Annotated in this window: 17 protein-coding genes; 1 reads left to right on the top strand and 16 read right to left on the bottom strand. The window is 60.9% G+C overall.

All coding sequences use genetic code 11. From position 1 onward, the window contains the following. Positions 1-3: 3 nt before the first annotated feature. The gene (locus BM43_RS00350) at positions 4-825 is read right to left on the bottom strand and encodes an HNH endonuclease (protein ID WP_144417599.1); all 822 of its coding nucleotides are present in this window, start codon (positions 823-825) and stop codon (positions 4-6) included. Between the two features lie 237 nt (positions 826-1,062). Between BM43_RS00350 and BM43_RS00345 the strand changes: the two genes are divergently transcribed. Continuing rightward, the gene (locus tag BM43_RS00345) at positions 1,063-4,329 is read left to right on the top strand and encodes an AAA family ATPase (protein WP_036057797.1); all 3,267 of its coding nucleotides are present in this window, start codon (positions 1,063-1,065) and stop codon (positions 4,327-4,329) included. 7 nt (positions 4,330-4,336) lie between these two features. On the opposite strand, the gene BM43_RS00340 is transcribed toward BM43_RS00345, so the two are convergent. From BM43_RS00340 to BM43_RS00285, 15 genes are all read right to left on the bottom strand, one after another. Next, the gene (locus tag BM43_RS00340) at positions 4,337-4,699 is read right to left on the bottom strand and encodes a DUF2471 family protein (protein WP_120513454.1); all 363 of its coding nucleotides are present in this window, start codon (positions 4,697-4,699) and stop codon (positions 4,337-4,339) included. Positions 4,700-5,194: 495 nt separating this feature from the next. Next, positions 5,195-6,163: a Crp/Fnr family transcriptional regulator gene (locus tag BM43_RS00335; RefSeq protein ID WP_230676487.1), complete on the bottom strand. Its 969-nt coding sequence runs from the start codon at positions 6,161-6,163 to the stop codon at positions 5,195-5,197. A 605-nt stretch (positions 6,164-6,768) separates the two neighbouring features. Further along, positions 6,769-8,073, bottom strand: coding sequence for a DUF1173 domain-containing protein (locus BM43_RS00330; protein WP_036057792.1), 1,305 nt, complete (start codon positions 8,071-8,073; stop codon positions 6,769-6,771). Positions 8,074-8,091: 18 nt separating this feature from the next. Next, complete coding sequence (locus BM43_RS00325) at positions 8,092-9,834, bottom strand: type IV secretion system DNA-binding domain-containing protein (protein WP_080752325.1); 1,743 nt, start codon at positions 9,832-9,834, stop codon at positions 8,092-8,094. A 94-nt stretch (positions 9,835-9,928) separates the two neighbouring features. Beyond that, the gene (locus BM43_RS00320; protein ID WP_036057790.1) at positions 9,929-11,452 is read right to left on the bottom strand and encodes a coiled-coil domain-containing protein; all 1,524 of its coding nucleotides are present in this window, start codon (positions 11,450-11,452) and stop codon (positions 9,929-9,931) included. A gap of 409 nt (positions 11,453-11,861) precedes the next feature. Continuing rightward, the gene (locus tag BM43_RS00315) at positions 11,862-12,515 is read right to left on the bottom strand and encodes a phospholipase D family nuclease (protein WP_230676486.1); all 654 of its coding nucleotides are present in this window, start codon (positions 12,513-12,515) and stop codon (positions 11,862-11,864) included. Between the two features lie 31 nt (positions 12,516-12,546). Continuing rightward, positions 12,547-13,173, bottom strand: coding sequence for a hypothetical protein (locus tag BM43_RS39945; protein WP_144417598.1), 627 nt, complete (start codon positions 13,171-13,173; stop codon positions 12,547-12,549). After that, the gene (locus tag BM43_RS00310; RefSeq protein WP_144417597.1) at positions 13,170-13,487 is read right to left on the bottom strand and encodes a hypothetical protein; all 318 of its coding nucleotides are present in this window, start codon (positions 13,485-13,487) and stop codon (positions 13,170-13,172) included. Before BM43_RS00310 ends, BM43_RS39945 begins: the two co-directional genes overlap by 4 nt. Continuing rightward, positions 13,480-14,313, bottom strand: coding sequence for a lytic transglycosylase domain-containing protein (locus BM43_RS37980; protein WP_080752329.1), 834 nt, complete (start codon positions 14,311-14,313; stop codon positions 13,480-13,482). Before BM43_RS37980 ends, BM43_RS00310 begins: the two co-directional genes overlap by 8 nt. A gap of 58 nt (positions 14,314-14,371) precedes the next feature. Then, positions 14,372-15,388: a P-type DNA transfer ATPase VirB11 gene (virB11, locus tag BM43_RS00305; RefSeq protein WP_045577409.1), complete on the bottom strand. Its 1,017-nt coding sequence runs from the start codon at positions 15,386-15,388 to the stop codon at positions 14,372-14,374. Then, positions 15,388-15,654 (bottom strand): hypothetical protein, encoded by a 267-nt coding sequence (locus BM43_RS39940; protein ID WP_144417596.1) that lies wholly within the window; start codon positions 15,652-15,654, stop codon positions 15,388-15,390. The genes virB11 and BM43_RS39940 overlap by 1 nt, the downstream gene beginning before the upstream one ends. After that, on the bottom strand, positions 15,654-16,928 hold the full coding sequence (locus tag BM43_RS37975) for a TrbI/VirB10 family protein (RefSeq protein WP_080752324.1): 1,275 nt from the start codon (positions 16,926-16,928) through the stop codon (positions 15,654-15,656). Before BM43_RS37975 ends, BM43_RS39940 begins: the two co-directional genes overlap by 1 nt. Then, positions 16,928-17,758 carry a TrbG/VirB9 family P-type conjugative transfer protein gene (locus BM43_RS37800; RefSeq protein WP_158380915.1) on the bottom strand — a complete coding sequence of 277 codons (831 nt, stop codon included), beginning with the start codon at positions 17,756-17,758 and terminating at the stop codon, positions 16,928-16,930. The genes BM43_RS37975 and BM43_RS37800 overlap by 1 nt, the downstream gene beginning before the upstream one ends. Before the next feature lie 26 nt (positions 17,759-17,784). Then, a complete protein-coding gene (locus BM43_RS00290) occupies positions 17,785-18,717 on the bottom strand; it encodes a VirB8 family type IV secretion system protein (protein WP_230676485.1) in 933 nt (310 codons plus the stop codon). After that, on the bottom strand, positions 18,714-19,829 hold the full coding sequence (locus BM43_RS00285) for a TrbL/VirB6 family protein (RefSeq protein WP_036057785.1): 1,116 nt from the start codon (positions 19,827-19,829) through the stop codon (positions 18,714-18,716). Before BM43_RS00285 ends, BM43_RS00290 begins: the two co-directional genes overlap by 4 nt. Positions 19,830-19,886 lie beyond the last annotated feature (57 nt).

Raw genomic sequence — 19,886 nt, 5'->3', positions numbered from 1 at the left:
ACCTCAAAGGTGAGAATTTTCAGGAAATGGATTCGGAGCTCGCCACTCGGTTTCGTGTCGAAAGCACCACGTCGTATTGAGCAGGACGGTTGGAAAATCGTTCAACCCGGAACGCGTGCGCTGAAGGAAAAGATCGGAACCGGGCATCAACTCCCACTGGCCGTTGACCTCCAATCCGCCGTCCGGATGGACGAGCCGCGTGAAATCCAGTTGCCAACCGATCTCATTGGCCGCGTGCCATCGATCGTACACCAGTTGCTCATACCGGAAAATTTCGTCCACCGACCAGTTGTTCAGCGCCCGCAGCCGAGCCAACGTTTGCTTACCACGGCCACACGAATTTGCGAAGCCGAGATGAAAGCAGAGATGGCAGGCCGAGCACACTGAAATCAAGTTTTCGAGCTTCTGAACACCCATCACGTAGCAGCCGCCATCGTGGCACCGGTCAATCTCATCCTGATCGGGAAACGCGTAAGACCACAGTTCGTGCACGTCGAGCGAAGTTCGCTGAACCCCACAGCACTGACAGACGAGGTGGTTTCGTTCGAGGATCAACTCACGCACAGTTTCCCAAGATCGCGCGGTAAGCAGATTCGCCAAACTGGCTCCCCACGACGTCTCCGGTATCAGATCACCACAGACGATTTTCTCGTCATCGAACAACACCGGGCAACGCTGCATGAAGGCATCGGACGGCTGATCCCCTCTGAACAGAGGTACGCCGTCGAACGAAAAAAACGCATCGCCAAACATCGGATGCACATCATCCCACGATCTCACAGGCGGACGACTGATCAACGACGACAGCGGCAATGGCGACGACATCGGCACCCCGAAGACCCCCTTCCTGCAAGCTAACAGCCCAGAATCCGCGCGCCAGCCAGCAGGGAGCGAGAGGCAAAGGCGCTTCCAGGGAGGATCGTAGTGCCGAAACGGTCGAAGACCATTTCGGCACTACGCGCGGTTACTCGTTTCTATGCTAGCATAGAAACGACACGAAACACCGTGCCGCCGAAGCGTCGGCACATCAAACCGCCCAAAGCGCAAGGAATCCACGCTCGCATGTATCGCATGGAAGTGAAGCACGGCAAGAAAGGGCAAGCCGGACAACACAAGCGCTATCAGGATCGGGAAGAGCACTACGCTTACATTGCCCGAGAGGGCCGGTTTGAAGAGCGTGGCGATCTCGAACTCAGCGAAAGCGGCAACATGCCGGAATGGGCGGCCAACGATCCGACCGTATTCTGGGATATGGCCGATCGCTACGAGCGGGCCAACGGCCGGACCTACACGGAAATCGTCTTCTCGCTCCCGCGTGAACTCAGCGCCGAACAGCGCGTCGAGCTGGCACGCGAGTTCGTCCAAAATGTGCTCGGTGAGCGACATGCCTATTCCTGGGCGATTCACGCACCGCTTGCCAGCGACGGCCTGGAGCAACCGCACGTTCACCTGATGTTCAGCGAGCGCGTGAACGATGGGATCGAACGCGATCCAGAAAAATTCTTCAGCCGCTACAACGCGGCCAATCCCGACCAAGGCGGTGCCGGCAAGGATCGGTATTTCAACACGAAGGCATTCGTGCGTGAGGTTCGGGAGGAATGGGCGATCACCGCGAACCACTTCATGTCACGCCACGGTATCGAGGCGCGGATCGATCACCGCAGCTACAAGACGCTCGGTATCGAACTGGAACCGACTCGAAAGGTGGGTATCGCCAAGTACGCGGGCGAGCGCGTCGCTATGGCCGAGACGCTGGCGCAGAATCGGGCGATCGCCAAACGCAACGGCGATCGGCTGCTGCTGAATCCGGCGATCGGCGTGCATGCACTGTCGACGCTCAATTCGATTTTCTCGCGGCACGACGTCGAGCAGTTTGTGTTCCGGAACACGGATTCAGCCGATCAGTACCAACAGGTGCTGGCGCGCATGCTCAACTCGAAAGAATTGCTCGCACTTGCGGCACCGGGCAAGGAGGGCGAATGGTTCACGTCGGCCGAACTGCGTGCGGTTGAAACCCGGCTGGTATCGCGCGCCGAGCGCATGGCCGGGATCGAGGTCGATCCGGTCGCCGCAGCTACGGCCGACCAGGTGCGCGACGCGCGAAATCTGAAGCCGACGCAATTGTCGGCGTTTGAACTTCTGGTCGGGAATCGGCAACTCGGTGTGGTGAACGGCGCGGCCGGCACCGGCAAAAGCTATGTGATGGGTGCCGCACGCGAAGCATTCGAAGGTGAGGGTTTTCGGGTGCTCGGCGCGGCGTTGCAGGGCAAGACGGCCGAGGACATGCAGCGCGACGCCGGCATTTCGTCGCGCACGCTCGCCAGCTTTTTGACGGCGATCGAGAAGGGACGTTTGACGCTCGATCCGCAAACCGTGGTGTTCATCGACGAAGCCGGGATGGTCGGATCGCGCCAGCTGGAAAAAATGCTGGGGCATGCGGAAACGAATGGCGCACGCGTGCGCCTGGTCGGTGATGCGTGGCAGCTGCACGCGGTCGAGGCTGGTGACGCATTCCGGGCCGTCTCGAAGGCAGCGGGAAATGCCGGCGCGCTCGCCGGGCTGACAGATATCGTCCGGCAGAAAGACGACTGGCAACGCGAAGCGTCGCTTGCGCTGTCCAAGCATGATGTCAGCACTGCACTGAACGCGTACATCATGCACGGGTCGGTATTCCTGCCCGAATCGCTGGCCGCGGCGAGCGACGGCCTGGTCGCGTTCGCGCTCGAGGCGCGCGACGCCCACCCGGAAGATTCCCAGCTGCTGATCGCGCACACCAATGCGCAGCGCGCTGGCCTGAACACGGCGATGCGCGCGGCGCTTTCCGCACGTGGCGAACTGGGCGCCGATCAGCCTGTTTCGCTGGTGGCCGAGGTCGACGGCGAGCGGTCCGTCACGGTCGTACCGTTCGCCGTCGGCGAGCGCGTGGTGTTCGGCCGCAACGATTACGGACTGGATGTTCGCAACGGCACGCTTGGCGTGATTGAGGGAATTGCATCGCGGCAGCTCGACGGTGCAACGCTACCCGAGCCGGGCTCACTGCTGTCGGTGCGCCTGGACAGTGGCAAGCACATTGTCGTCGACACCGGGCGATACGCGGATCTCGATTACGGCTACGCGCTGACGATCCACAAGAGCCAGGGTGTCACGGTCGATCGTGCGTATCTGCTGGCGACGTCTTCGATGGACGCCGAACTGTCTTATGTCGGGATGACGCGGCACAAGAAAGGGCTCGTCATCGCCTCTGGCAAGGATGTATTTCCCGACGCGAAATCGCTGGTGCGCAGCCTTGGCAAACCGGTCGAAAAAGCGTTCAGCGCGGCGCACGACGTGCGGCCGGTGATTCGCGACAACCCGGAATACACGCACCGTCAGACCTTTGCGAAGCGCCGGGAAATCGCATTCGAAGCCGCAGCCGAGCGCCGGCGCGATCGCTCGCCGACCGGCTTGCGTGCCGAGCTGGGCGCCACGCTCGCGAAGGTTTCCGCGAAAGACGGGCCGATACTCGCGAGCGAACAGGCCCGCATCCGTCAGCTCACAACGGCGCTGCGCCGGCGCGATCAGGTTCAGCCCGGCGTGTCCTACGACGGACGCGCGTGGGATGCGCTGGTCGCGCTGTCGGGCGAAACGCGCGCGCGTGAGCTGGTCGACGCGGCCACCGCGCGACGCGAGCGCGAAACCGCCGCCCGCTACCGTGCGGTCGAGCGGCCGCTGTCGATCGCCGGCGAATTCGAGCAGCGGTTGTCAAAGCGCGCCGAAGCGCGCGAGGCTGCGATCGCGGTGCCGGCCGCACCGGTCGAGATCGGACCGCCCAGGTTGCCAGCCGCGCAGCGCGACCAGTTCTCGTTGTCGGTCAACCGGTACGTCGACAGCTGGAACGACCTGAAGCGCATCCAACGCAGCGGAATCGCGAGCCCGCCGAAGTGGACGAATGAACTGACGGAGAACGGTCGGCGCCTGGATGCGATGTGGCCACGGTCACACGTCCATCTTCTGCGGGCGATCGAGAGCGATCGCGACACGCAGCGCGCGTTAGCCCTGCCGAGCGGAAAGCCGCGTGCGGAGGCAATGATCACCGGCATCGAGCGAGCCGCGCAGCGCGAACACGAACGGCAGCACGGGCGAGCGACCGACGAGCAACAGCACGGCCTCGAGCGCGAGGGCCGCAAGCCGTATCAGTCGATGACGCCGGCCGAGCGTGTCGCGCGTCGCGACGAGTTCATGACAAACGTGGAACAACAGGCGCAATCGACCGACGAGCGCGACCGTCTGCTACGCGAGCAGGGTCGCGGTATTGATCGCGGCAAGAAAGGCTACGGCCGCGGCGACTGATCAGCGATCAGTGCAACCGCCGCCAGGCCGACCAGAGTTCGGCCATCACGACCGGCATCGCGCCATCGGCTGGCGCGTCGGAAACAGGATAGGCAAACACGCCGGGATCGTTCCGGATCAGGTGCAACAGCGTCGGGGCGTGTTTGCGCGACGTCTTCAGCTGCGCGATCGCACGGTTTTCAAGGTCGTGCAGCATGCGCCAGGTCAGCGGTCGCCCGGCGTAGCTCTGCCGGTGCTCATCAATCAGGCTCGCGGCCACGGCCGCGAGATCCGTCATCAGCCGTTCCCAGCCCGGGAATACAAAAGCGTGGTTGGTGTCTTCGTCGGTTGTAGGGCGCATGATGTCCTCACGGAATGGCTGTACATCCATACAGTATCAAGGCCCCCTTCCTGTAGACAAGTGGGCGGGTCGTGCTCGATGTCGGTTCAGGCGACTGGCGAGCGGAGCGAGCGCGGTGAGCGGGCGGCCGACTTGTCGGCCGCGCGTGATTTCCGCGCACTTGGCCGATGGCGGCCGTAGGCCGTCAGCGGCTTAGTGCCAGCCGGAGGGTGTCGGTGGTGGTCCACGGGGGTTATTCATGCAAGCGGGCGTAGCCCGCGTGACACGGCGGCACAGCCGCCGGTGGAGTTGCTTCTAGTCAGAGAAAGCTTCTGGTTAAGTCCCGACAATTAAATGCGATCCGGCCCGACAATTAATTTAAGTTATCCACACATCCTTGATGGTCGACGGCGCGACGGCGGGGCAAAACCATGGCCAGCGACGCAAAATCACGCGCGCAGCGAAGAGAAATCGCTCGGAATTCTGTGCACGGACGAGCGCCCCCCTCGCTTGCGCGATAGGTGCACGTCTATGGGGGAGGTTTGCCTAGTCGCCGGGCGGCACCAGCTGCTGTCGCGCGACTCGGTAGCACCGGTCGCGATCCCAGTCGGGATATTGCATCTTCAGCTCGCCCATGCGCAGCTGAATCGCGCGCTCGAGCTCGGCCTGGCGGTCGACGTCGGCCGGCTGCGGCCGGCGCTTCGTCCTCGACTGGATCTCTTTGAGTTTATCGCCAAGCTGCTCGGCCAGCTGCGCGGCCGCGGCGTCGCCCTTGCGATCGCGCTTGCGTTGCACGTCGCGCCGACGCTGCGCGCGCAGGTGTGCGCGTGTGCGCTCGTGATTCAGCCACTTGCCGAGGCCGAACTGTTCGAACAGCGCCGGCGTCAGGTATTTGATTGCGGCGAAGCCACGATAGCGCACGCCCTGCTCACTTTCCTGCACTTCGCACTGCGGGCGGCTCTTGATCAGGCGGGCGCGGATCAGATCGCGCAACGCGCGCTCGGCGCGACGCAGCGACAAACCCGCCTGTTCCGCCAGGTACGGCAGCGTGAAGTCGATCCAGCCATCCTTGCCCGGCACCGCGACGCGCAGCGTCACGAGGTCGCAGAACTTCACCAGCGCACGCATCAGCTGCACGCACGCCACGCGGCGCTCGCTGCGCTGCTGGCGCGCGCTACCGTTCGCGATGTTCAACCTGGGCAACCACGCTTGCGGTGTGTCAAGGTAGCGGCCGAGCCGCACCTTCAGCTCGCGCAGTAGCTTCGGCGCGCTCGCCGGCGCTGGTTGTGGGATGTCTTCTGGCCAGATCCGCTCCGGCAGCGCAGCCGCCGGCTTCGGTGCCCCCTTCAGTCCTGCGCCTTGCGCGCGCAGCGCAGCGTGCGCGTCGAGCGCGGCCGCGACAAAGCCGCCGAACAGATCCTGTTCCGGCGCGGCGGCGTCAACGTGCGCGTGCGCGACCGTGCCTGCCTGACCGAATGGATCAGGCGGCAGCGATGCGGCGAGGGGGTATTCCACGGCGCGGCCTTAAGCGGGTCCGCGCTCCGATCCGGCCGGCGGCCGGAAAAAGTTTTGGCTGGTGTCAGCCGTCAACCGGCTAGGCGAGGCATGACCGGGATTCGTAAAAAATCCGCCACATCTCGGGTTAACACGCTGATTTAAAAGGATAAAACGTGGGGCGTTTTGGTATGCAAAACGCCCAATGTGCCAGCCAGTAGCCATTGGAATCATCTGTCGCCCATTTTTTAGAGACGAGTTCGGACAGACGACGCTTGACAGAGAGTTTCGATGGGCTAGAATCACGACACCTCTGACGTAATTCGATGCCCCGCGACCTTCACTCTGTTGCGCGTCATCAAGAACAAGCCCCCGTTTGCAGACGGGGGTTTTTCTTTTGTGCGAACGGTTTTACGGTTCGTTCTTCAAGTACTTTCTCCAGGTCCGAACAAACGGACGCAAATTTGTCAGATTCTAGCCGCTCGCCCGATGTTACGGAAGCGTGAACGGTGAAATTTCGCATCTTTTCCCCGCTCACCATTCGAATTGCGCCGAATTGACGACGTGACGGCTACGCGTCACGCCGGCCGCCGTCATCCCAACGGTGAATGCGTCGCGCTGATTGATCACCACGCCGACTCCCCATAGCCCGCTTCATCATCCGGCCGCTCGTATCGTGACGGCGACGGCAGTGCCGGAGACGCGGCCGGCCGGCGCATCGGGTGTGCCGATGCGCTCGGTGCCGGCAGCGGCGGCATCGCTTCCAGCACCGGCCAGATCCACGACGGCAACTCGCTCGCTTCGATCACGTGCTCAATCGTCTGCGCGACCGGATCTTCGTCGCTGTCGACCGGCAGATCCAGATACAGCGCCGTGGGCGGCGACGTATCCGTCAGCACGGCGCTGGCCAGCGGCTTGTTGCGCGCCAGGTTGTAGCGCAAACCCTTCAGGTACTTGCGCTTCTGTGCCGCAAGCGTGTCGAGCAGCATCACGTCGAAGCCGTGCTCGATCGGAATCCAATTCGCGGTCGTCACCATCAGCGACAGCGTTTCGAGCGTCGCATACCCTGCGCGCGTGAGCCAGAACGTTCCGATGAACACCAGGTGCGCGCCTTCCACGCCGTTCCAGAGCGCCAGCTCGTCGCCAAAGCGCTTGTCCAGCTTCTTGTGCAGCTCTTCGTCGATCATGAACGGGAAGCTCGGCAGGTGCTTCGCCACCAGCTTGAACCCGTATCGCGACGGGCCGATCTCCTTCACCTCGCCGATCGCGATCATCAGCTTGCGCGCCTTGTTGTCGCCCGACACCAGCGTCGCGAGCCGCGCCACGCGCCGCTGCGTGATCTCGGCCTCGCGCTCGACCGCGAACACCTCCGGGATATACAGCTGCTCGGCCAGCGCCATGTCCTTCGCCTTCTTACCGAGCGCGGCGTGCAGCAAATACTTTCGGATAACGTACCAGTTGCGCTTGCCTTCCATCCCCGGCGTCCAACGATTCAACGCCGCCTGGTCCCACAGGTAATGCAACAAGCCGCGCAGCGTCAGCTTCGCACCATCGGTGCGCACCGTATCGTGTTCGGTGCCGGCCGACGGCGTTGCCGCGCGCTTGCCCATTTTTGTCAGGCTGAAGTCGAGGCGCAACGTCGTGGTGCCGGTCGTCTCGTCTTCCTGGATCGCACGATCCTTGACTTCGCCGAAGCCGGACAGCTCCGCCGGCGGCTCGTAGGATGCGCAGTCCGGGGTGTGGTGACCACCCGTGCTCGGCATGCGCTTGATCACGTAGCGCGCGCCGACCTTCGCCACGTACATCGGCACGCCTTCCGGCTGGCACAGGCACAGCGGCCGTTCGGCCCCGCCGTGCACATCCTGAAGATATGCCTGTAGATCGTCGGCGTCGGCCGACACGATCACGTCGTCGAATTGAAATTCCTGCATGATTTCTCCTGATGCGCGTTACGCGCCACGTCCCGGCGCCTGCGGCTCGGCCGTATTCGTTACGGCGACTTCGCCGGCATGCGCGACGCCCACCGTATCCGTATCGATTCCGTCACCATCTTCGGTATCCACCGGCGCAACGTCGTCTTCTGGCTCGTCGTCCACGATTTCGTACTCGACGCCTCGTTCGTCGACGAGCCGCATCTCTTCCATGCGCGAACGTTCGATGAACGGCTCGACGCGCTCGGGAAAATTGCGCACCTTCATCTTGACCTTGGTCACGGGCCAGTCCTTCCCGTACTTCAAATAGCCTTGCAGGTCCGGCAGCGTCGAGATCTCGGAGGCGATCACGATCTGCTCCGATTCGTGACGCCGTTCACGCTGGTTGGTCCGCCAACCGCCCTGCACCGGCAGCGGATGCCGCTCGACTTCGTGCTTGCCGAGCATCACCGAGGCACGTTCCGTCGCCTCTGCGTTCGCGCCACCAAGAACCAACATGCTGCGGTAACAGTCGAGCACGTCCTTCGCACCCTCGATGCCCAGCATCTGGTCGAGTTGAACGAAACCCTGAATGCCACCCACATCGCACAAACCGTGCTTCCGGCCCTTCTGCATCGCGCCCTGGAAGCTGTTCAGTCGGCCGATCGACGCCAGTTCGTCCTTGAACACCCAGAGGCGCCGGTTGAAGGTCGGCGCTTCCGACAGAATCATTGCGTACACGAGATCCAGCCAGATCGGAATGGTGGGCTCGAGCGCCATGCGTTGATCCTCGCGCCACGTGATCCAGATGTTTCCGCCGTCTTCGTCAGACATCCATTGGCGAATCGAAAAATCGCCTTCCGGGATGCGACGCAGCGGCCGGATGTATTTGTTCAGCGTGAAAATGATGCTGGCCGTGGCACGATCTGCGTCCTTCGCGAAGAAGCCCGCCGAGTCCGTATCGCGCAAATACGCCTGAAGCAACCGACGATCGCGGCGCACCAACAGATCGATCAACACGTCGACGTCGCGCAATCCATTCATCTGCATCTTCTTCATTGTGTCGGCCAGCACGTCGCGCGCAAACCCCGCCCACTCTTCGTGATCGCCCTTTTGCGGCGGAATCGCCGAGCGTGAGAGGCGCTCGAAGTCATACCCTTCCGCCACTTCGTTGAAGAGAGACCAGCCGATGCAGCGTTCATCGTAGGGATTGATGATGTGATCGCCCGGCAAGTAAAAGCGTGAACACAGCGTGCCGTTCGGGTCGACCACCACCATCCGGTCTTCCCGATTGAACGCGGCCGCAACGAGCCCCTGGATAGCCTGGCTCTTGCCGGTACCGGGCGAGCCGACGAGGATGATGCCCTGCGTTTCCAGATCGGTTGGAAACTCGATGCCGGCAACCGACACCGGCGGCCGCGGGTAATCGTGCGGCGGCTTCGCGCGCCGACGATACTTGTTGTTGTACTGATGGATTCGGCCGTTCAGCTGGTGCCGGTTCTCCATCTTCGTGCCGCGGATGTACTTCTCGTACCGATAGCCCTCGAAGCCGCTGAACAGATATTCGCGGCAAGCCAAACACAGGGCAATGGCCAACAAAGCACCGGGGATCAATCCCCAAAGTATCAACGGATTCGCGAACGCCGCCATCGCACCATGCACGATTCCAGCCGGAAACGGCAACGGCGGATAGCCGGCGATCGTAAACGACAGCAGCAGACCGAGCACCAGCGCTACGACGGCCGCCACCCACTGCATCATTACGACTTCGTGCTTCTGCATGATCAATCCTTGAGACGGTTAGCGCGAAAAAGCTCAGACCGATACCTGGCGTGACGCCCACCGCGTCATCGATGGTCGTCACGTCGATCCGATATCACCCGATACCGTAGCCGTCCCCTTTCGCGGCACGCCCAGTCGAACGGCCACGCTCCTGCTGGATCTCCTTCCCGTCTCGCGTGAGCCCCGCCTGCTCGTTAAGGTTGCTGAAGAACTCTTCACGTCGTGCAACTCGCTCTGCAGGTGTCATCGCTTGATGCGATTTGCGCTGCATCTTCTGGACCTTCGCACTACCGTCGGCGGCCTTACCATCCTTCTCAACCGCCGGCGCTTTCTGCTCGGCTGCTTTCCTTTGTGGCGCTCGCCGCTGCTTGGTTGTCTTCGCTTCCTGCGTCTGCCCGACGGTCTTTTGTGTTGCCCGCTGCGCCGCCTCCCCGGCCTCGACGATCGCTTTCGAATCCCTCACGCTCGCCTTGTTGAACAAGTCAGCGGCCGCGACAACCGTTCCGCGCATCGCGTTGCCGGCATCCGGCCGCTCCGCGCCAGCAGCTTTACTGTCGGCCACCGGGGTCTCTCTCTCGGTTCCACGCACGAAGAACTTCTCCCGAGCCTCACGGATCGCCACTTCGTCACGCGCTTCGCGAATTCCTTGGAGCGTTTCCGTCGCCATTGCGATATCTATGCCGGTCGCCGCGGCATACGCCTTCACGGTCGCCTCGAAGCGCTCAGGCGTCAGCGCCTGTGGCGACAAATCGACCTGGTCTTTGCCGGCGAGAGAAGTGTCGCGAGATAGGCCAGCCGGGGCATTGCCGGCCTCCGGTCCGGTCCGATCAGCTTGCGTCGCTTGCTCCACGGCGCCTAGCGACGGCACCGCCTGCGCGACCTTCTCCGCTGCAACGCGCGCTGCTTCGACCTCGCGCGCAATCGTTACGGCTTGCTCGGAAGGAGTCACGACCTGACGTTCGGCTCTTTCGATCGCCTGCTCGACCTGTCGCAGCAGTGCCTTCTCGCTTGCCTCGAGCTTCCGCTCCGCTGCGTCCAGTTCCCGTGTTCGATCGGCGATCGACTCAGCCCAGCCGTCCAACGATTTCGGATACGAGCGGCCGGTGCCGTTCTCTCTCCGATCGATCGCCCCCTTGAAAAGCGCCGTGACTTCCTCGGGCTGCCGATTCAACGCGGGCCGATCACTGAAATCGCGCAGAAGTTCAGCCGTGCGTTTCGCGTCGAGCATCGCAAGTTGCTGTAAGCCCGCCAGCATGGCCGCACGATCCTGCACACGCTGCGCGCGCTCCTTCAGCTCCACTTCCTTCTCGGCAAGGGCGGACTCCAGCGCCGCGCGCATCTGCGGCGTATCAATCTTGTCGGCCGCATTCAGGCCGAAGGTTTGCTGGATCTTGCGCGTTTTCTCATCGAGCTCCTTGTCCTGCTCCCGCGCCGCAGACTCAACTTCCATCGCCGTCTTGACACCGCGAGGATCGAGCTTGGCTTGCTCCAGCCGATGCGTAAGATTGCGCTGCCGCACGACGATCTCTGCCTTGCGATCGCGAAGCCGTTGTTCGTCTTCGGCAAGTTGCTGTTGGCGTTGCTGATTCGACATCCGAAGCACTGTGTTTTCAAACATGAAAATCTCCATTCAGATTGTTGATTCACGGCCTTGCCACCGTTGTTGCATACGGTGGGGTTACCTCACTGGCGCACCACCCGCCGATTGGCCCGAAACCTTTCGCGGCTTGTTATTTCCCATCACCTTTCGCAAAAACTTCGTCAACCGCGATTCACAGGCCTCACTGATTTCATTCCACGCACACCGCACGATGCGCGCAGCAACGAACAAAAGCACGATCCAGATAACCGCAATCGCGCATCGCGCCTGCCCTCCAAATCCACCTTGATCTGCTACCAACACAACAAGTGGAATTACGCGAGCAATCCCGTAAACCATTGCGAGCTTCACTCCATAGCGAAGCAAGCGACGAGCCAAACGAGGACACTTCCCCTCCTCCATCAAGCCTTGCTCCATAGCTTCTTCCTCAATAGTCCGCACGCCCTAGTGCCACCCCCTGATCCCATCGAGACTGCCAATGCCGCATGAACGCATGGGCGATAGACGGGCACGACTCAATCCACAGCGCGTTCTCGGAATTCTTGGTTGCGGCACTGGTGTAATTGAAGCTGCCGGTCTCGATTGACTCGTTGTCCACCACCAAGAATTTGTCGTGACTCGTTTTGTAAGCCGACACGGCGCGCACCGGGATTCCTGCCTGCAACACCATTCGCATCGCGCTATTCGCGTAGCCACGCGCGCTCAAATCCCGCGTTTCCTTCGCGTCAACCAGCATGTCGACCTTCACGCCGCGCGCCTGGGCTGCCACCAGTCGACGCGCGATCTCGGTAGACGTGAACGCGTAGGCGGCCACCTTCACCGATGCGCGCGCGCTATCGATCGCAGCAACAACAAGTCGCGCGGCCGCGCCATCCGGAGCAAAGCCGACATCGACCCGACACGAGCCGTATCCATCCGACGTTACGCCTACCGATTGCATTCGCTGCGCATCGAATTTCGCAACCGGAACCGCCCAATCAAATACGTCAGCCGCGCTCGCCGGTTGAATAGCAATGGAAAACAATGCAGCCGCGACGACGCCACACGACCAACGCATACGAATACCGTGGACATGGATCATTAACGGTCCCCTGCGTCACAGACCATCATTACTATTTCCAGTGAACGCGACGCGAAAACTGGCCGTTCTGATATACATCGATCGCCCACGGCGATTGTGGTTTTTGCCACACAATCTGGTCGTACACGGCCACATTGACTTCTTGGTAGTCTCTGTTGTACTGGCCAACATATGTGCGGTACGTACCCATCAACTTGCCAACACACGCAAGAGAGGCGTTCGCTACTGCGTCTCCACCCGCAGATTGCTGCGGAGACGCTGACGGCGAAATTCCGTAGGACGCTGGATCGGTGTAGAACCACGTCGGGTGATTCGGTTGCTTCTTGCCTTCGATCACCCACGCGCCCGGACCCGCCTCATTCAAACCGCCCTGGCACGGGTCAAATGGTGTATTCACGTAGTTCATGCTGACGCCCGAGCCTTCGCACGTCGGCCATCCGCGTCCGTGGGCCAGGTCGTCGAACAAACGCTCGAGCGCCGGGACACACGCCGCGATACTCCAAGGGTTCGTCGGCGACGGCACACACAAGGCCACTCGGCACGGGTAGTCGTCCGCATAAACGGACTGCGATGGTAGGGCAAGTAAAACCCACACGACGCCTGCCGGCGCCACGCGGCGCAATAGCATCGCGACGTCCGGATCGAAAGAGACTTTCATTTCCACACTCCATTGTTTCGCTGGCGGCGAATCAGTCGCCAATCGCCAAGCGCATTCGCGAAAATGAACGGCGCGGCAATTGCCCCGCCAACAAACCACACCGGCAGCAACAGAAGGCCCAAGAGCGGCGAGGTGCGCGGCGCAGCGTGCGCGATCAATCCGCCACCGGCGATCATCGCGAAGGTCAGGAACAATCCCCCGAGCGGCGATTGGTTGCGAAGCATCGGTACGAGGGTCACGCCGAGGCCAGTCACCACGATCAACCAGAACAGCATCTTCCGCCACGCTTTCCGGCATTCAGGCGCATCAGTCATCGCCGCTCTCCCTCGCGGCCGATGCCGCGCTGTCATCCAATTTGCGTACTCGGACGGTACTGCCCAAACTCGTTTCGCCCGCCGACGAGTTCGCCAACCGTCCGTCTTGATCAGCCACGCTCACTTGACGTCGACGCACGTTCGGCGAGGAGCGAGTCTCATCGTCGCCACCATCGAACCAGTCATCGGCAGCGCTCAATACCCGCCGCTCTGCCAGCGTCCGCCCGGATGAACGGGCGCCGCGAGACGATGCGCGGGGTGCAACACCATCCGACACAATCCCAATCGCATCCGGCACGCGTATCGAATCGATCGGCGCGGCGGCCGAAACCTTCAGCGCGTAATCACGCCCTGACTTCAAGTCGCCCGAGTAGTAGCAAGACAGCGCCGCATGCACTGCGCGCTGCTCGTTGCTTGGATCAGCTTCTCGGGCTCGCGAGTAGCATTCCGTCAGGATCGCGGCTCCGATTTTCAGGTTGCGACACGGATCAAACATGTCCTCGGCACGCACCCCGTACCGGCCGAAGTTATGCACGTTGACCTGCACGATGCCGAGGCTGTAATTCCAGCCACCAGCATTAAGGGCTTTCACCGTCGCGAGTGCTTCGGCGCGGTTCGTCGGCTGCCGCACCAGGTGCCCCCCGACCACGCCGATCGCATAAGGATTGCCGCTGCTCTCGATCCGTCCAATCCGGCCCATCAGTTCCGGATGGACGCCGGGAGCGCACGCCTGGGCAATTGCCGAAAATCCACCTTCGCCAAACGGTTCCGACGTCGGCGCCTTTATCAACACACCTGCAAGCGCATCACATGCCCAGCCGAACATCGCAAACAAGATCATCGTCCCGCCCGCGGCGGCTACGCTCGCACGCACACGATTACCACTAGTGCTTCGCATACCACACCTCCCGTACACCACGCAGGCCATCATCAAAGCGATGCATCTGAATCACCACGTCGATCAACCCCTTCGCGTATTCGATGATCTCGGCGCGCATCATCGGTGTACCGAAACGCATAACCATCTGCGCGAGGCGGTCCCACATGTGCGCTGGGCTTTTCGCATGAATCGTAGACAACCACCCGTCGTGTCCGGAATTCAACATCTCCAGCGCCACGTAGGCTTCGGCACCGCGCAGTTCGCCTGGAATCACTCGGTCTGGGGACATCCGCAACGTCGCTTCCATCAACTCGACAGGCGTTACCTTCGCGACGCCTTGTTGACCGCGCGAATACAGCAAATTCACAACGTTCATCTGCTTTTGTAGGCGAATTTCCCGAGCGTCTTCGAGGGTCACAACTCGCTCATCAGGATTCGCAAGCGTCATCAACATGTTGATGAACGCTGACTTGCCGGTATTGGTTGCGGCCGAAACCAAGATGTTCTTACGTGCCTTCATGATCAATTTGAAGAAGGTAGGCCAGTCCTTACCCTCATACGCTGCACGAACTAATCGCTCATCATCCTCTTGCTCAGGAAGCTGTTCATTAATTCGGCTGAAGGCTCCAGACTTCACGTAATAGTCCAGGTCGAATTCCAGTCTGGACGGCTTGCGAATCGTTATCGAAACCGTGCCGGCTGGCACCGCGGGTGGCTGAACATATTGGAATCGATAGTCCCAGCCTTCGGCTCCGGTCAAATCAGCTGGGATCGTCGCAGCAAGCAACGGATGCGTCGCGCTCGTTTGTTGCTTCGAGTGGTGCGCGATCAGGTCAGCGATGTCATGCAACGTATCAGTCGCCAAGGGGCGCGTCAGAGCGGCACGCGTCGCATAACGTGACCCTTGCCGCATGATCCAAACGTCGCTAGGACCGTTCACCTCGATCTCGGTTATCGTGTCGTCCTCGAAGAATGGTTTCAGGGCAGCGGTCCGATTCAGGAAAGCAGGCAAGATCGACATTAGCGCCCTCGTTTCAAATGCTCGGCTCGAGCACGGGCGCCGGCCGCTCGCACCGCGTTCGATTCCAAGCACTGGCCTGCATCGTAACAACGCCTTGCAACGTCCGCGACACGTGCACTTGCCAACTGCAAGCGATGCTCGCCTTTACCTGTCACGTCAACGACCATCCGCGCCTGCAGCTGTTCCAAAAGCGCCTCATCCAACTCGGCGCGCAGTGATTTTGGACATTGCAGAACGAAGCCCTTACCGGATTTATTTGCGCTCATCATTCTTCCAACGCAATACGCTTACTCGCGCACGTTTCCGAAAAATCCAATACCTTTTCAACGATGATCCGCACGCGTGTCCCTTGAGCATTCTTGATGGTCGGTGGAATGTTCGCGTAACCATTCAGTTGCTGTTGAGCACCTTGTGCGAGAGAACTTTGCACGCTCTGGCGATAATTCGATATAGAGTTGTTCTGATCACTCGCGCTCACGCCACCAGTTGCAGCCCCTGCGCCCAACAACGCCATCACCGCACCAACGCCAAGCACCTGCCCGAGATGACGATCTACGTCGCCGTCGATGCCGGCCGAGCCCAGCTGATCCGCCACGCCTGAGTCGAGCGCAATATGTTCGCCGTTCGGCAGATATGCTTCAGCCGATGCGATGAAATTGCGCTCTTGACCAGCCTTCGTCACAGGGTTCGCGCGCCCCGTGATCGTCGTTCCCCACGGCATAAGAGGAATCCGCCCACTCTCGCCGTACACGTCCTGGCTAACGTCGATCGTCAGCATGCCTGGCAGATCCGAAATCACCCGCGGCCGCAAGTACCCATTGATAACGCGCCCTGGTTTGATCATGCAGGCGAGGTTCGTGAACTTCTGCACCTTGTTCACCTCTACGCCCTGCCCTTCGACCGCGCGCTGGAATGCTGAATTCGGATCGTTAACAGGTCGCCCACTTCCGCTACTGCTGCCTGAAGCCGTTGCTGACGAACTAGAGGCGTCACTTCCCCCCGCTACCCCACCGCTGTCTTTGTCGCCATCGAGGCTCGCATCGTCAGCAAAGACTGAGGACTTTCGGCGCTGATCAGCTTGCTGCTCGGCTAACAGCCGAGCCTTTTCTTCAGCCATCGCTCGGTCTTCGGCCTGCCGCCGCGCTTCACGCACAGCATCACTATCCGGTTGCACATTGATCGGAGCCGATGTCATGCGAGGAGTAGACGCCGCACCCTGTTGCTGCAATTCCGGATTCAGCTGGCCGGGTGAATTTGGACGCTCCGCTACCTTCGGTGCGCTCTGCACTGGCGCCACTGGCGCAGGCGCTGAATGCTTGAGAAACCAAACCAGCCCCACGCCGAAGATAAACGCGACCACTGCGCCGCTAATCAACATCCTCTGCGCCTGGACCCGCTTGGGATCGCCCGACATCATCCTGCCACCCATAGCAGCGCGCTCGCGTGCACGCGCAGCTCGAACGTCATCCCGCTCGGCTGCATTCACTTCGCGCGGGTGGTCTCGTCGTTCCGGTTGATTTTCGTCTTGCAAATCGCTCATTACAGCGCTCCCGGCGTACCTTGACGGGCACTCGTCAATACCGAACCACGCGCAATGCACAGCGTGCGGCTGCCATCCCGCACCGTGAATCGATCGGATAATTGTGTGGCCACCAAATACGGCCCTTCACGACGCGTATCCAACAGCAACTCCGTGCCGTCCGGACCAACCGAATACACCTCGGGCTTTGGATAATTTCCGACAAACAGGAAATACGTGAATTGACCGTCATCGAACACACGCTGCAAGCCAAACTTGCGCTCATCACCTGCAGCTTGATAGTCCTGGTTCACAACGCGCGGCTGCTGGAATCCATCGCCGGCATCCGTCGAGGCACCCACACCCGCCATCGCACCGCTCGCGTCGCCGTTCATGTCGCCGTCTTCGTCGGATGACATCACATCAAGCGCGTAAGTCAGCCGTGACGGGTCAGTCGAGCTCGTCAAATCAAACTGATAAACCCCACGCGTCGTCGTCACCATCAGGTTTGTCTTTGCATTAGGCAGCACCGGTTTGGCGAACACGTGATTCTTGAAATATCGCACTTGCCACCCAAGCGTGTCGCCGAGGACGCGCTTGAGTACTACTTCACCGCGTGGAAAATCAATGCGCGACACATACCCATACACCCCCGTAACGCTGTAGACCTGTTGAGGATCGTAGGGCACACGCTGTACGCGGGGATCTTGTTGGCCGGGAGGAGGTACAACAGCCGCCTGGGCGGATGCACTAGACGTCAGCATGCCGATCACAACCAAAGCGACTGCAGCCAGTCGCTGGAAATTCCCACGCGCCACCGCCGCTCTCATGATGGGTCGATCTTTGACCATGTCAGTCCTCATCTAATTCGCTCGTTTCATTCGCCCGCGGTCAGACTGCTGGGCCCCGGTTCGGTATTCGGTTGATAGGCCGTCATCACGAAGCCAGTGCTGTTGATGTAGCGGTCGGCTGGTGACAGAGCCTGCTTCACCACGTCGTACTGAAAGCGAACGTGCCAATAGATTGGCTTGTTGTCGGCACCCGACCCGTCTTCCACCGTCACCAGCGTTGCCTCTCCCTTCTTCGCATCGCGGTCGAACACGCGCACGCGTACATCTTTGACTTTGCGACTCACGCCTTGAGGTAGCTTGTAGTACGGGTTGTCGCGATTGTTGACATCCATCTCGTGATCGAATGCAGCTGCAACGTCGGGAGTCGAGTGCAAATCGACATAACGCACCATGTCGTCGCGAAACGCCCGGTTAAGCGAAAACCGCTCCGTCAGGTAACGGGCGATCTCGCCGTCGATGATGGCGTCTTTGGATAGGATCACCTCGGGCGTACCGATCTCGCTCTTCTGAACGTGATTGTCAGCTCCGATGGTGAGCACGACCGGCGGTACATAGTTCGCGTTCGCGCTCAGGATCACGTTCCCGAGAATAGATAGGCCAGCGATCGGCCACGCTGCGATGGCCAGCACCCATGCGCGAGCGCGCGACACGCGCATCGCCTGATACGACTCCACCGGAGGACCATTACCGTCCGCCGGCGCGGGCGTCACCTGTTTTCTCTTCAGAGCGCCGAATCGGCCAGGCGTCTTGCTCGACACCTCCGCACGGGCTGCTTCACGATCGGCTCGGCGACCACCTGTTTCAGCACGCTCGGGTGCATCATCAGTTCGAGCGAACGGTTGTACCGGCGGGACCGGACGCACCGCCTCTTGAACGGGCACATCGCTTCCGCCAACACGGATCGGCGCTCGACCAGAACTCAACCGGGTTGTCGTGGGAGTCAGGGTTTCGCGTTTCACGACGAAGCCTCCTGAGTCACGGCGTTGCTCATCGACCCACCAGGTTGACCAGCACTCGACGGCTCACGCCCAAGCGCGCCGTGCGATGAGCCGCCCTCAACGCCCAGGTGCTTGTTCAGCGCCTCGATATCCCTGGACATCGACTCCATCGACCGGCCCATCTGCTGCATTGCAGTAGCGGCTTGGGCCGCCGGCGACGCACCGCCGCCGACACCAAGCACCGTCCCAAGCGCACGCCCCGCCGCTCCGAGTGCCATCCCGCCGATCGCTCCTGCAACGCCGTTTCCGGCTGCACCGCTCGATGCCAGCGCCGATGCAAGCGGTCGCAGGCCAAACGCAACGAAGATCAGCGAGAAGATTTCAAGCGCGATAGCAAGCGCAGCATCCGAAACTTTCTCGATGAAGTTGCCGTTCTGCGTAATCAGATCGCCAACGAATTCGTAATTGATCTTGAGCGACACCATCAACAAGATACCGACCAACGCAAACTTAACCATCGCCCCCACCCAACTCATCCCATAACCTCGCGTTTGCTCCCATGCCAGGCACGGCACAAATAATGGAAACAACACCATCGTCATGGCAAGCCCCAGATCGGAAGTAATCTTCAGCAACAACACGACCGCGACAATTAGCGTGTTCAAGATCATCAAGAATGCCCCGAGCACGATCATGCTGATACTCGTCCACGACTGATTCATCAGCTGAGCTGCCGCCGTGTCGTAACTAGTGATCTGATTCGCAATGTAGGTATGAACGTCCTTCGACCCGAGCAAGGCGGTTATCGTATCGTCACGGAGCTCCGTGAAAAACGAATAGACCTGGTAGCCCATGCCGCCCCACGAGAGACACCAGAAGATCCAAAGCGTGACGAGCATCATCCCCACAATGGTGCTGCCGTCCATCGGCACGCGGCCGCTGTACATCTTGAGGACACGCCAGGCCCACCACGCGATCATCAACGACAGCACGACCGGATACACGCTGTGCGCAAGCTTGTCGTAGTTGTTGAACACGAAATCGTGTGCAACCTGCGGAATTCGACTAAACAATTTGTCGAAGGCACTGGCTATTCCACCAAGCGTCGTGCCGTTCGCATCAGGGCCAGCCATGATTACCTCTCCTGTTGCGCAACTTACGCGCGTGCGCGCGCCGGGGTTGCCGACGCG

Origin of the sequence: Burkholderia gladioli, from assembly GCF_000959725.1 — a bacterium.
GTDB lineage: Bacteria > Pseudomonadota > Gammaproteobacteria > Burkholderiales > Burkholderiaceae > Burkholderia > Burkholderia gladioli.
This window is presented reverse-complemented; position numbering and strand designations above follow the sequence as displayed.

What these genes read in the sequence shown, in the direction of transcription:
- BM43_RS39945 (WP_144417598.1), bottom strand. Translation starts at nt 13,173, where the DNA reads ATGAAAGTCTCTTTCGATCCGGACGTCGCGATGCTATTGCGCCGCGTG.
- BM43_RS00340 (WP_120513454.1), bottom strand. Translation starts at nt 4,699, where the DNA reads ATGGATGTACAGCCATTCCGTGAGGACATCATGCGCCCTACAACCGAC.
- BM43_RS37980 (WP_080752329.1), bottom strand. Translation starts at nt 14,313, where the DNA reads ATGTTCGGCTGGGCATGTGATGCGCTTGCAGGTGTGTTGATAAAGGCG.
- BM43_RS00330 (WP_036057792.1), bottom strand. Translation starts at nt 8,073, where the DNA reads ATGCAGGAATTTCAATTCGACGACGTGATCGTGTCGGCCGACGCCGAC.
- BM43_RS00315 (WP_230676486.1), bottom strand. Translation starts at nt 12,515, where the DNA reads ATGATCCATGTCCACGGTATTCGTATGCGTTGGTCGTGTGGCGTCGTC.
- BM43_RS00325 (WP_080752325.1), bottom strand. Translation starts at nt 9,834, where the DNA reads ATGCAGAAGCACGAAGTCGTAATGATGCAGTGGGTGGCGGCCGTCGTA.
- BM43_RS39940 (WP_144417596.1), bottom strand. Translation starts at nt 15,654, where the DNA reads ATGAGCGCAAATAAATCCGGTAAGGGCTTCGTTCTGCAATGTCCAAAA.
- virB11 (WP_045577409.1), bottom strand. Translation starts at nt 15,388, where the DNA reads ATGTCGATCTTGCCTGCTTTCCTGAATCGGACCGCTGCCCTGAAACCA.
- BM43_RS00310 (WP_144417597.1), bottom strand. Translation starts at nt 13,487, where the DNA reads ATGACTGATGCGCCTGAATGCCGGAAAGCGTGGCGGAAGATGCTGTTC.
- BM43_RS00285 (WP_036057785.1), bottom strand. Translation starts at nt 19,829, where the DNA reads ATGGCTGGCCCTGATGCGAACGGCACGACGCTTGGTGGAATAGCCAGT.
- BM43_RS00345 (WP_036057797.1), top strand. Translation starts at nt 1,063, where the DNA reads ATGTATCGCATGGAAGTGAAGCACGGCAAGAAAGGGCAAGCCGGACAA.
- BM43_RS00350 (WP_144417599.1), bottom strand. Translation starts at nt 825, where the DNA reads ATGTCGTCGCCATTGCCGCTGTCGTCGTTGATCAGTCGTCCGCCTGTG.
- BM43_RS37800 (WP_158380915.1), bottom strand. Translation starts at nt 17,758, where the DNA reads ATGGTCAAAGATCGACCCATCATGAGAGCGGCGGTGGCGCGTGGGAAT.
- BM43_RS00320 (WP_036057790.1), bottom strand. Translation starts at nt 11,452, where the DNA reads ATGTTTGAAAACACAGTGCTTCGGATGTCGAATCAGCAACGCCAACAG.
- BM43_RS37975 (WP_080752324.1), bottom strand. Translation starts at nt 16,928, where the DNA reads ATGAGCGATTTGCAAGACGAAAATCAACCGGAACGACGAGACCACCCG.